This window comes from Paraburkholderia solitsugae, assembly GCF_013177695.1.
Classification (GTDB): Bacteria; Pseudomonadota; Gammaproteobacteria; order Burkholderiales; family Burkholderiaceae; genus Paraburkholderia; species Paraburkholderia solitsugae.
In genome coordinates this window covers 1-11,799 of sequence record NZ_WOEY01000114.1, presented here as the reverse complement: position 1 = coordinate 11,799, position 11,799 = coordinate 1, and the positions used below count along the sequence as shown (strand labels likewise).

Here is an 11,799-nt window from a genome sequence, read left to right as displayed (position 1 = left end):
CGGGTGCGCCGATGTCTCGGCGCGCCCTGGACCCGAATCAGCCGTTTTTCAGCGCGATAAAGTTAAACCAGCCCCGTCGCGTAATACACCGAGATCACAAAGAAAACCGCCAGCGTCTTGATCACCGTCACCGCGAAAATGTCGCGATACGACTGACGGTGCGTCAAACCCGTCACCGCCAGTAGTGTGATCACGGCGCCGTTATGCGGCAGCGTGTCCATGCCGCCGCTCGCCATCGCGACGACCCGGTGCAGCACTTCCATCGGGATATGCGCGGCTTCCGCACCCTTGATAAACGTATCGGACATGGCCGCGAGCGCGATGCTCATACCACCCGATGCTGAACCCGTGATACCCGCAAGCGAGCTCACCGAAACCGCGGCATTGACGAGCGGGTTCGGGATGCTCTTCAGCGCATTGCTGACCACCAGGAAGCCCGGCAAGGCCGCGATTACGCCACCGAAGCCATACTCCGACGCCGTATTCAACGAAGCCAGCAGTGCGCCCGCCACCGCAGCCTTGGTGCCGACCGCAAAGCGCTCGCGCACACGGCCGAACGCGGTGATCACGACCATGACGATGCCGAGCAGCAGCGCGCCTTCCACGGCCCAGATCGCGACCACGCTTTTGATCGTCGTCGTGACCGGCGCATGGATGCCCGGCAGGATGTCCGGTGCGATCGTGTACGTCGCGCCGTACCAGTTCGGAATCCAACGGGTCAGCAGGAAGTTCGCCACGCCGACCAGCACGAGCGGCGCCACTGCGAGCAACGGGTGCGGCAGTTGCTTCGATTCGACGCGCTCCGGCTCGTTGTGCAGTTCCGTGCCGTAACCTTCGCCGGTTGCCATGGCCGCGCGGCGGCGCCATTCCAGATAGGTCAGCCCAACGACAATGATGAACAGCGAACCGATCACACCAAGCGTGGGCGCGGCCCAGGACGTGGTCTTGAAGAAGGTGGTCGGGATGATGTTCTGGATCTGCGGCGTGCCCGGCAGCGAATCCATCGTGAAGGAGAAGGCGCCGAGGGCGATCGCGCCCGGCATCAGGCGCTTCGGAATATTGCTCTGGCGGTACAGCTCGGCCGCGAACGGATACACCGCGAACACCACCACGAACAACGATACGCCGCCATAGGTGAGCAGCGCGCACACCGCGACGATCACCGCATTGGCGCGCGAGCGGCCGATGTAGCGGATGGCCGCGGCCACGATCGATTCCGAGAAACCGGACAGTTCGATGACCTTACCGAACACGGCGCCCAACAGGAACACGGGGAAGTAAAGCTTCACGAAGCCGACCATCTTCTCCATGAAGATGCCGGAGAACACCGGCGCGACGGCGCCCGGATCGGTCAGCAGCACCGCGCCAAGGGCGGCGATCGGCGCGAACAGAATGACGCTGTAGCCGCGATACGCGGCAAACATCAGAAACGCCAGCGCGGCGAGGACGATGACAAATGACATTGAGTCTCCAAAGCTTGGTTGTTCTACGTGTACGCCGTCTCGGTGGTGCGACGGCACGGCGGCGGCAAACGCAGGTTCCGTGCCATGCGCACCGCAGCGGCCCACCCATTGATTTTGCAGGCCAAAGTTTAAAACGTGATGCGGCCGATTGTACCCAACCGTCTCAAAAACGGGACGTAAAATCATCTGAACATAGGCTGTCCTAGGTAAACTCCTTATGCTGTTTGGTTTCTGGCGATCTCGTTGGTGAGATAAGCTTGTCTACGAAATGAGACAAGCATAAATAAAACGGTAGCCGGAGACAGCGACACCATGATGACCGACTGGGCGGGCCTTCCTGCCACCTACGGCGACGTACTGCGCCGGGCGATGGATTCGCTCTTCCGCACGTTCGAAAATTTCAGCGAAGGCACGTTCATCGTCGATGCCGACGCGCGCGTCGTGTGGATCAACAAGCGCTATGCGGCACGCTTCGGCTTTTCGGACCCGCAGCAGGCGATTGGCCAGGATTGCGAAGCGGTGATTCCTAACAGCCTGATGCGCGAGGTCGTGAATACTGGCAAGCCGATTCTGCTCGACATCCTCGAAACGGACCGCGAGCCGCTCGTCGTGACGCGGCTGCCGCTGAAAGACGACGCGGGGGAAACGGTCGGCGCGGTGGGTTTCGCGTTGTTCGATGAACTCAAAGCGTTGACGCCGCTCTTCTCCCATTACTCGCGCGTGCAGGAGGAGCTGATCGCGACGCGTCAGTCGCTCGCGCAGGCAAGACGGGCGAAGTACACGTTCGGCAGTTTTGTCGGCACGAGCGCGGCCAGTCTCGAAGTGAAGCGCCAGGCGCGCCGCGCCGCGCAACTCGAATCACCGGTGCTGTTGCTCGGCGAAACCGGCACCGGCAAGGAACTGCTGGCGCATGCCATTCATGGCGGCTCGGCGCGGGCGAATCAGCCGCTCGTGACCGTCAACGTCGCGGCGATTCCTGACACCTTGCTCGAAGTCGAATTCTTCGGCGCCGCGCCCGGCGCCTATACCGGCGCCGACCGTAAGGGCCGAGTCGGCAAATTCGAACTCGCGAACGGCGGCACGCTGTTTCTCGATGAAATCGGTGATATGCCACTGCCTTTGCAGGGCAAGCTGTTGCGCGTGCTGCAGGACAAGGAGTTCGAGCCGCTTGGCTCGAACCGGATCGTGCGCGCGGACGTACGGATTATCGCCGCGACCTCGGCCGACTTGCCGGCGCTGGTCGCCACAGGCCGTTTTCGCGCGGATCTGTTCTATCGGCTGAACGTGTTGACGATCCACGCGCCGGCGTTGCGCGAGCGTGCGTCCGATATCGAAGCGCTTGCCTACGCGATGCTAGAGGACCTGTCGACGCAAGCGCGCGGCGCCCGTCACTTCGAATTGCAGGACGACGCGTTGCGGCTGCTGTGTTCGTATGAGTGGCCCGGCAATGTGCGCGAGTTGCGCAACACGCTTGAGCGGGCGGTGATGCTCGCGGACAGCGAGCGAATCGATGCGCGTGCGCTGGCGCCGTTCATCGGTCCGGCACAGGGCGGCCATCGTCCGCATGGTTCGATGGCCTCTGAGGCGCGCACTTCAGACGCGGCCTCAGGGGCAACCCCGGGGGCGACCTCGGGGGCATCCGAAGCGATGTCGTGGAGCGACGCCATGGCCGCGTTCGAAAAGCGCTACCTGGGCGACGCCTTGCGCGCCAACGGCGGACGCGTAATCGAGACGGCCGCGCAGATCGGCATGGGCCGCGCGACGCTTTATAAGAAGATCGCGGCATACGGCATCGAGGTGTGACAAAGTCTGACGGCGTTGGGTGACGCAGTGTAATTGCCGCGTGGCACAATCGCGTGATCGAACAACAAGACGTGATCGGGGTTTCAAATGAAACGCAGTCTCTCCTCTTTTGCGCGTCGGGCCGGCGCTGCGCTGGCGATCCCCGCAGTCGCCGTGCTGAGCGGTTGCAGCAGCAGCGCACCGCTGTTTCTGTCGGACGGCCGCCAGACCACGCTGGTTCAATGTCCGGCCGGCTCAGACTCCTGCTCGCAGCAGGCGAGCGCCGCTTGCGGCGGTGCTTTTGACGTCGTGCGCAAGTCCACCGACAACGGCACGCTCAGTCTGATTTACGCCTGCCGGGCGAAATGACAAGGCGCCGGCTCGAAGCCGGCGCAGTGCGCTTTACACACTCCTCTCCTTAGCCCGGCCGCCCGACCGCGACGGTGGGCGTCGCTAGCCCTGCGCAGACTTCATTGGAACTGGACAAATTCAGCCGTACGGCGAGCCGGTTTCTCCCAATAAGCATATTGTCGTCATAAATGTCTGGCTCTAATATGCGTTCGCCGATGGGTCTATGATGCGTTTTGGATTTTCAGCGCGTTGTTTACAGATTATTTCTTTTAACGTTAAAGCCAATAACCAGACACCCGGTCTTTGCTGATAGGCCGCGTCGGTGCGGCACCTAACGGAACGTGAAGACTCACCGCAGTATCCTCATCTGGCGGTGATACAGATAAAAGCGCGCAGGTTTTGCCGGTTTTCGCCGGCTTGAAATTAACGCTTAAGAAAGATTTTCCGTTTAGATCAAGTGCAGGAAGTAATTGCGGCACGTTTTATGCTTTTTGATCGAGTTCAACGAGTAATTCCGGGGGCGTCAATGAATCACCACCAACTCGAAAAAGATATTGAACATCTTGAACACGTAATTTCGCATATTTCCGCTGAGGACCGCATCCCGCTGTCATATTGGCGTAACCGTATCGACTCGGTGTCCGGCGCGGCGTTGGTGCCGGCTCAGGCCAGCCGCGTCAAACGGCTCAATGCCGCACTCCTGGCATTGGAGCAGCGGAAGAAAGCGTGATCGCCCGCCATGGTGCGTGGCCGCGTGTACCGTCTGATCGGGTAACATTTCCTGCAAAAATGACGGAACGTAACGCGCGGAGACGCTCAGGACAATCATGCAACCAGCAGGACTTTCAGCAGCTCGGCTGACGGCGTTGACCCGCGCCATGCAAGGCTATGTAGAACGAGGCGACGTGGCGGGCGTCGTTTCGCTGGTCTGGCGGCGCGGTGAAATCGGCTATTTCGAGCCGCTCGGCTTGCGCGACGAAGCCGCGCAATTGCCCATGGAGCGCGACACGCTGTTTCGCATCGCCTCGATGACCAAGCCAGTGACGAGTGCGGCGATCCTGATGCTGATCGAAGAGGATCGGCTCGCGCTCGACACACCGATCTCATCGTGGCTGCCGGAGCTGGCGGCGCCATCAGTGCTGCGCGACCCCGCCGGCCCGCTCGACGAAACCGAGCCGGTCCGGGCGCCAATTACCGTGCTCGATCTGCTCACACATCGCGCCGGCTACGCGTATCACTTCACCGCCACCGGTCCGTTGGCCGAGGCTTACACGGCGGCCTTCAACGGCATTGAGGCGCGCGGCGATGCGAGCGCGTGGCTGGGGCGTATAGCCAGCTTGCCGTTGATGTTTCAGCCCGGCTCGCGCTGGCATTACGGCATCGCGACCGACATTCTCGGCGTGCTGATCGAGCGCGTCAGCGGCATGCGGCTCGGCGACTTCTTCCGGACGCGGATCTTCGAAGCGCTCGGCATGCGCGATACGGCGTTCTGGGTGCCCGACGCACAACTCGCGCGTTTGGCGACGGCTTATGGCGTCGAGCCGGGCACGCGGCGGCGGGTGGTCGAAGATCATCCGTCGGCGAGCCGCTGGGCGAACCCCGGCCGGTTCCAGAGTGGCGGTGGCGGCCTTGTCTCGACGGCGCAGGACTATCTCAAGTTCGCACAACTTTTGTTAGGGCGCGGACGCGTCGGTTCGACACGTTTGCTGTCGCATCGCTCGGTCGATTTGATGCGCTCGAATTTTCTAACCCGCGACCAGCGCCGCGTGCCGGCGTTCGGTCATGTGATGTGGGCGGGCCAGGGCTTTGGCCTCGGCTTGTCGATCGTCGACGATCCGGCGCAGCAGTTGCCGTTCGGCTATCGCTCGATGGGTTCGTTCGGTTGGCCGGGTGCGTATGGCACGAGCTGGTTCGCCGATCCGGTGGAAGACCTGATTGGTTTGATGCTGATTCAGCGGCGTGCCGTCGAACCCTTCCCAATGTCGGTCGATTTCGAACGCCGCGTGTACGATGCAATTGATGATTGAGTGCATTGGCCGCGCCGGTGAGCGGGCCACCCTGAACGGCGGTTAGTCGCGGGCTGCCCTGGGTGGGCCGCACTATTCGGCGCTTTTTTCGTCTGATAGTGTCCGCCAATCCCCCAAGGGGACTTCCTCCTGGGCGGTGGACTTCCTCCGGGGCGTCCGCACTGCAGTTCGTCAAATCGATCGGAGTACCCGTCATGCCCTCGTACAAACAGTTGACTGCCCAGCTCGAAAAGCTCCACAAGGAAGTCGCGGTGGCGCGCGAGAAGGAAATCGCCCAGGCGATCGTCGAGATCAAGCAGAAGATCGTCGAATACGACCTGACAGCGGAAGAACTGGGTTTTACGAGCAAGCGTGCTACGGCGCGCAAAACGGTTTCGGTCGCCAAGTACCGCAACCCGAAGACTGGCGAGACGTGGAGCGGTCGCGGCCGCTCGCCTGGCTGGCTCGCGGGCAAGAATCGCGAGCGCTTTCTGATTGAAGGCTGAAGGTGTTTTGACCATGGCGCTTGCGCTCGCAACGCGTCGAATTTTTCTGAAGTGAAGTTGCGCCGGGTTTTTCTCGCACCGCTGAGAGGGTCCCGAAAACGCTCACCTTTCGCGTGCGCTTACAACGCGCGCTGTGAGTTTCTGCAACGGCCCGGTGCCAAGCTTCGTTGTTTCGGTGAGCCTGGTTTTGTCGGATGACGCACCTTGCGGTGCGATCGCCTCGTCTGTCCCTCGTGGCTGCCCCACTTTCCTCGAAACCCGCGCCAGCCTTTGCTGGCGGGCGTTCCCAGGCTATGCGAAGGATCGCGTGGCCGGTCGTCTGGTTCTCGTGCCGCCTTTTCTGCGGACTCCACCTGGTTGCTGATCCTCGCACTGTCGGTGCGTGAGCGGCCTTCGGCTTCTTCACTTTTCACCTCGAATTGATGTTCGCAATCGCGAGTCCCGAAAACGCTCACCTTTGCGTTCGTCCTGAGGCGTAGTGGCATGCGCCGCCCGATCTACGACTCGATGCGCCACTTAATCGCCACCCAAGTCGTCCGGGGGCAAACCCGGAGATGAGTTCGCCTCATACCCCGCATCAAAACTCATCGATACAGGGTCGCGAAGCGCGGACAGCACAATCGGTCATCCACTCACCCTCGACGGAAAGACCATGAGCGTATCGACGGACAAACAACTCTTCATCGGCGAAGGATTCGAAGGCCCCGGCGTCAACCTCGCGCACATCAACGTACTCGTCGGCCCGCGCAACGGGCCTGCGGGCCAGGCCTTCGCCACCGCATTAGCGACGCCTTCCGCGGGGCATGCGCCGTTTGTCGTGATCGCGAGACCGGGCGTGCCGACCAAGCCGCTCACGCTGTATGTGAACAAGGCGCAGATCGGCAGCGAGTTCCACGGCAATGCGACGTGGGGCGCTTCGCAAGCTGGCATCGCCAAGGCAGTGGCCGAGTCGTTGGAGAACGGCACGTTGCCGCCCGAGGCGGAAAACGATTGGGTGGTGGTGTCGGCGAACTGGGTTAATCCGGGCACCGACGATCTCGACGCCGTCTTCGAGAACAACTACCGCGCGTGCAAGAACGCGATCCTCGCGGCGATGAAGGGGCTGCCGCATCGCGATGAAGTGTTCGCCGCGGCGCGCGACGTATCGAACCCGTTCTACACCCCGAAACAACGTTAATCACGCGCAATGCGGTTCGCGCGCCGTGAGGGGCGTGCTGCTGCGTGCGCTATTGAATGTGATCAGGAAGGAAGGAGACAAGCATTATGGAATACATTCGCCTCGGACACTCGGGCCTAAAGGTGTCGCGTCTGTGCCTCGGCACGATGAACATGGGCACGCCGCAATGGAAGCCGTGGATTTTCGACGAAGCGCAGAGCGAGCCGATCGTGCGTCACGCGCTGGAAGCCGGCGTCAATTTCATCGACCTCGCCGATTTCTATTCCACCGGTGTGGGTGAAGAAGTGGTGGGCCGCATTTTGAAGCGCGTCGCGCGGCGTGAGGAGATTGTTGTGACGACCAAGGTCGGCTACGACATGGGCACGTATCAGAACGCCGGCGGCCATTCGCGCAAGCACATCATGGATGGCATCGACGCGTCGCTCACGCGCCTCGGGATGGATTACGTCGATATCTACATGCTGCATTTCTTCGACGTGAATACGCCGGTCGAAGAAACGATGGGTGCGTTGAACGATATCGTGTGCGCGGGCAAGGCTCGCTACATCGGCGTATCGACGATGTACTCGTGGCAGTTCGCGAAGATCATGCAAGTGTGCGAGCGCAACGGCTGGCACAAACCCATCAACATGCAACTGCAGCTGAACCTAGCCTATCGCGAGGAAGAACGCGAAATGATTCCGTATTGCCAGGATCAGGGCGTCGGGGTGTCGGTGTTCAGTCCGCTGGCGCGTGGTCTGTTGACCTGCGATCCAAACTCGACGCGAAACCAGACCGATTTCTTCACTGCGCAAATGTACGGCGATATGGCATCTCGTGAGATTGCTGCTTCGGTGGCGCGCGTGGCGGCGCGGCGCGGGGTGTCGGCGGCGCAGATCGCGCAGGCGTGGGTGCTGAACCATGGCGGCGTCGCCAGCATGCTGGTCGGCGCGGATACGCCCGCGCAATTCGATAGCGCGCTGGCCGCGCTCGGCACGAAGCTCTCCGCCGACGAACTGTTCGAGCTCGAACGCAATTACACGCCATGCGATCTGATCAACGACTACACCGCGGGCAAACGTATCGCTCGTGAAGCGCGGCTTGCGCAAGGCACGTTCGTCGAGAACCTGGAGAAGGCAGCATGAACGAATTTCTCCGAACCGGACATTACATTGGCGGCGAGTGGTACGAAAGTGCGAGCACGTATCCCGTTCTGAATCCTGCAACGGGCGAGGTGATCGCTCAAGTCGCCAAGGGCGGCGCGGTGGAAACGACGCAGGCCGTAGCTGCGGCGGAGCGAGCCTTTCCGGCATGGCGAGCGATGACTGCGAAGGAACGTGGCGCGCGTGTCAGACGCTGGGGCGAGTTGATGCTCGAGAACCGCGACGCGCTCGCCGAATTGCTGACCCGCGAACAAGGCAAACCGCTCGCCGAAGCACGTGGCGAAGTCGGCTATGCGGCGAGCTTCCTCGAATGGTTCGCCGAGGAGGCCAAGCGCAGTTATGGCGACGTGATCCCGAGCCCGAATCCGAACGCGAAGATCATCGTGACGCGCGAACCGGTCGGCGTGGTCGCGGCCATCACGCCGTGGAACTTCCCGCTCGCGATGATTACGCGTAAAGCCGGCCCCGCGCTCGCGGCAGGCTGCACGATGGTGCTCAAGCCTTCCGAAGAAACGCCGTTGTCCGCTTTGGCCTTGGCGGTGCTGGCAGAGAAGGCCGGCATTCCACCTGGCGTGTTCAACATCGTCTCCGGCGATGCCGTCGCGATCGGCGGTGTGCTGACTGAATCGGAGGTGGTGCGCAAGCTGTCGTTCACCGGCTCGACACGTGTCGGCAAACTGCTCGCGAAGCAGTCGGCGGATACGCTAAAGAAGTTGTCTTTGGAGCTTGGTGGTAATGCGCCGTTCATCGTGTTCGACGATGCGGATATCGACGCCGCCGTACAAGGTGCGATGGCGTCGAAATTCCGCAACACCGGGCAGACCTGCGTGTGCGTGAATCGCTTCTATGTGCAGGACGGCATCTACGACACGTTCACGCAAGCGTTGACACAAGCCGTGCGGAAGATGCGAATCGGCAACGCGCTGCAAGGCGACGTTGAGCAAGGTCCGCTGATCAACCAAGCTGCGCTAAAGAAGGTGGAGGCACACGTCGCCGACGCGTTGCAAAAAGGCGCGAAGGTGCTGACCGGCGGCAAACCGCATGCACTCGGCGGCACATTCTATGAGCCAACGGTGCTGATCGATGCATCAAAGTCGATGCTGATCGCCGCGGAAGAAACCTTCGGGCCGGTGGCGGCGTGCTTTCACTTCAAGACTGAAGACGAAGCCATCGCGGCGGCCAACGACACACCGTTCGGCCTCTCAGCCTATTTCTACACGCGCGATCTCGCCCGTGCATGGCGCGTGGCGGAAGCGCTGGAGAGCGGTATGGTCGGCATCAACGAAGGGATTCTGTCGACCGAAGTCGCGCCGTTCGGCGGCGTCAAGCAATCGGGTCTGGGCCGCGAAGGCTCGAAGTACGGCCTCGATGAATACACCGAACTGAAGTACATGATGATGGGCGGGCTCAGCCGCTGATCTTCGTCTCACGCGTTCATCTCACACATTCGCCTTGTGCATCGCATGCCGACGCACGCGGCGAATAGCGAGGCGAACGACGGGATAAACCGCGAAGCGAATAACGAGCCCAACTGCGTGGCTTGGCGCGAAACCGGCATCACGTCGGCACCGCGCCATCCGCGCACGTACAAACAAGGAGACAGCGTGAGTAATCAGGATAGCCAGACGGCCACTCTCGGCCTCGCCCCCACTTTGCCGTCGGCCGCGGCGGCGGCCGTGCGCGGCCCCATTCCTCTCGACGACGTTCCGCTGAACGCGTTCCACGTCAAGATCGCCGGGCTGACGTTCGGCGCTCACTTTACTGAAGGGTTTGCACTCGGCACGATCGGCTATGCGCTGGCGTCGCTGAATCGCCAGATGCCGCTCGACGCGTTCTGGATGGGCATGATCGGCAGTTCCGCGCTGATGGGCATCTTTGTCGGCAGCCTGGTGTTCGGCTGGCTGTCGGATCGCCTGGGACGGCAGAAGATCTTTCTGTTGAGCTTTCTCATCATCACCGCGGCCGCGTTTGCGCAGTTCTACGTGAGTTCGCCGTTCGAGTTGTGTCTGCTGCGGGTGTTGATCGGCTTCGGCATGGGCGGCGATTTCGCGGTCGGGCACGCGATTCTCGCCGAGTTCTCGCCACGCAAGCATCGCGGCACCTTGCTCGGCTCGTTCAGCGTAGTGTGGACCATCGGCTATGTGGTGGCCAACGTGCTCGGCATGCAGTATGCCGACGCGTCGCCCGATGCATGGCGGTGGCTGCTCGCGTCGGCCGGCATTCCCGCGCTGATCGTACTGATTTTGCGGATGGGCACGCCCGAATCGCCGCGCTGGCTGCATGGCAAGGGACGGGTTGCCGAAGCCAAAGCGATCGTGCTCAAGCACTTCGGCCCCAACGTGACACTGAACGACGGCAACGATGAACACGCGCACATGCCTGGTGGCTTCATGCGCCTGTTCAAGAAAGACCTGATCCACAGAACGATCTTCAATTGCGCGTTCTTTGTGTGCCTCGTGATTCCCTATTTCGCGATCTACACGTTTCTGCCGACCATTCTTAAAGCGATCCATTTGGACAACAACTCCAGCACGGATTTTCTGTTGAACGGATTCCTCGTGCTTGGCGCGTTGATCGGCATCTGGCTCACCATTAAGCTGTCGCGCCGTATGTTTCTGATCGGCTCGTTCGCCGTGACGTGCATGTCGCTGATTGCGTTGAGCTTGCTGCCGGAGTCCGCGACGCTCGCGATGATCGTTGCGTTCGCGATCTTCACGTTGACGATGTCGGCGTTCTCGAACCTGGTCGGCGTGTTTCCGCCGGAGTGTTTTCCGACCGAGGTGCGAGCGTGTGGGGTCGGGTTGGCGATTGCGTGCAGCCGTCTTGGTTCGGCCGTCGGGACGTTTCTGTTGCCGCTTGGCATCCTTCACCTGGGCTTTCACTCGACGATGATGGTGCTTGCCGTTGTCCTGCTGATCGGCATGGTGGTGTCGATTGCGTGGGCGCCTGAGACGAAGCATCTGACCTTGAACGAAGCCAGCGGCGCGTAGTTTACGGTTAGCGCTGTTTAGAAACCCCGCCGCATCGGCAACGATGCGGCGGGGTTTTTTATTCGTTGCGCAAGAGCCGAGTCGAGGAAATCCAGGCAAGTTTCGGAAAAGTCTTAATTGCCGGTCTGAGAAAAAACGCCGTCATCCGAATAATTCTTACGAACCGTAAGAGTGGTCCCATCAATTTAAGAATCGTCCCAGGTACTTTGGTAGTGCGGAATTTTAATATTGCTTTGCGCCTGAACGATAGGCCAATAAGTGTTCCGGGTAAACGGTTTTGAAGTTGGTGCGTTTGAATAAGGAGTCCAACTCAAACGCCGTCAGATGAAATGCACCATCAAGCTGAGCGAAGCAGAGAGGCATACCTTGCAGCAAATGTCCG

At 61.1% G+C, this 11,799-nt stretch carries 10 protein-coding genes; 9 read left to right on the top strand and 1 reads right to left on the bottom strand.

Translation table 11 applies throughout. The features are described 5' to 3' along the window. Positions 1 to 62 precede the first annotated feature (62 nt). Positions 63 to 1,463 carry a GntP family permease gene (locus GNZ12_RS28500; protein WP_172315515.1) on the bottom strand — a complete coding sequence of 467 codons (1,401 nt, stop codon included), beginning with the start codon at positions 1,461 to 1,463 and terminating at the stop codon, positions 63 to 65. A 312-nt stretch (positions 1,464 to 1,775) separates the two neighbouring features. Between GNZ12_RS28500 and GNZ12_RS28495 the strand changes: the two genes are divergently transcribed. The 9 genes from GNZ12_RS28495 to GNZ12_RS28455 all read left to right on the top strand — a co-directional run bounded on the left by GNZ12_RS28495 (position 1,776) and on the right by GNZ12_RS28455 (position 11,417). Further along, positions 1,776 to 3,266 (top strand): sigma-54 interaction domain-containing protein, encoded by a 1,491-nt coding sequence (locus GNZ12_RS28495; RefSeq protein ID WP_172315514.1) that lies wholly within the window; start codon positions 1,776 to 1,778, stop codon positions 3,264 to 3,266. Between the two features lie 87 nt (positions 3,267 to 3,353). Then, entirely contained in the window at positions 3,354 to 3,614 is a 261-nt protein-coding gene (locus tag GNZ12_RS28490; RefSeq protein ID WP_172315513.1) for a YgdI/YgdR family lipoprotein, read from the top strand. 508 nt (positions 3,615 to 4,122) lie between these two features. Continuing rightward, positions 4,123 to 4,326, top strand: coding sequence for a hypothetical protein (locus tag GNZ12_RS28485; RefSeq protein ID WP_074289103.1), 204 nt, complete (start codon positions 4,123 to 4,125; stop codon positions 4,324 to 4,326). A gap of 97 nt (positions 4,327 to 4,423) precedes the next feature. Continuing rightward, positions 4,424 to 5,623 carry a serine hydrolase domain-containing protein gene (locus tag GNZ12_RS28480; protein WP_172315512.1) on the top strand — a complete coding sequence of 400 codons (1,200 nt, stop codon included), beginning with the start codon at positions 4,424 to 4,426 and terminating at the stop codon, positions 5,621 to 5,623. Between the two features lie 194 nt (positions 5,624 to 5,817). After that, a complete protein-coding gene (locus tag GNZ12_RS28475) occupies positions 5,818 to 6,108 on the top strand; it encodes an H-NS histone family protein (protein WP_074289101.1) in 291 nt (96 codons plus the stop codon). Positions 6,109 to 6,760: 652 nt separating this feature from the next. Further along, positions 6,761 to 7,285: a formaldehyde-activating enzyme gene (gene fae / locus GNZ12_RS28470; RefSeq protein ID WP_120306210.1), complete on the top strand. Its 525-nt coding sequence runs from the start codon at positions 6,761 to 6,763 to the stop codon at positions 7,283 to 7,285. Positions 7,286 to 7,371: 86 nt separating this feature from the next. Next, positions 7,372 to 8,409 (top strand): aldo/keto reductase, encoded by a 1,038-nt coding sequence (locus tag GNZ12_RS28465; RefSeq protein WP_172315511.1) that lies wholly within the window; start codon positions 7,372 to 7,374, stop codon positions 8,407 to 8,409. Continuing rightward, positions 8,406 to 9,845 (top strand): NAD-dependent succinate-semialdehyde dehydrogenase, encoded by a 1,440-nt coding sequence (locus GNZ12_RS28460; protein ID WP_172315510.1) that lies wholly within the window; start codon positions 8,406 to 8,408, stop codon positions 9,843 to 9,845. The genes GNZ12_RS28465 and GNZ12_RS28460 overlap by 4 nt, the downstream gene beginning before the upstream one ends. A 186-nt stretch (positions 9,846 to 10,031) precedes the next feature. Then, a complete protein-coding gene (locus GNZ12_RS28455; protein ID WP_172315509.1) occupies positions 10,032 to 11,417 on the top strand; it encodes an MFS transporter in 1,386 nt (461 codons plus the stop codon). The last annotated feature ends 382 nt before the right edge of the window (positions 11,418 to 11,799 follow it).

Bases quoted from the DNA above. Each gene is read 5' to 3' on its own strand.
- GNZ12_RS28475 (WP_074289101.1), top strand. From the start codon at position 5,818: ATGCCCTCGTACAAACAGTTGACTGCCCAGCTCGAAAAGCTCCACAAG.
- GNZ12_RS28485 (WP_074289103.1), top strand. From the start codon at position 4,123: ATGAATCACCACCAACTCGAAAAAGATATTGAACATCTTGAACACGTA.
- GNZ12_RS28495 (WP_172315514.1), top strand. From the start codon at position 1,776: ATGATGACCGACTGGGCGGGCCTTCCTGCCACCTACGGCGACGTACTG.
- GNZ12_RS28465 (WP_172315511.1), top strand. From the start codon at position 7,372: ATGGAATACATTCGCCTCGGACACTCGGGCCTAAAGGTGTCGCGTCTG.
- GNZ12_RS28460 (WP_172315510.1), top strand. From the start codon at position 8,406: ATGAACGAATTTCTCCGAACCGGACATTACATTGGCGGCGAGTGGTAC.
- GNZ12_RS28500 (WP_172315515.1), bottom strand. From the start codon at position 1,463: ATGTCATTTGTCATCGTCCTCGCCGCGCTGGCGTTTCTGATGTTTGCC.
- fae (WP_120306210.1), top strand. From the start codon at position 6,761: ATGAGCGTATCGACGGACAAACAACTCTTCATCGGCGAAGGATTCGAA.
- GNZ12_RS28490 (WP_172315513.1), top strand. From the start codon at position 3,354: ATGAAACGCAGTCTCTCCTCTTTTGCGCGTCGGGCCGGCGCTGCGCTG.
- GNZ12_RS28480 (WP_172315512.1), top strand. From the start codon at position 4,424: ATGCAACCAGCAGGACTTTCAGCAGCTCGGCTGACGGCGTTGACCCGC.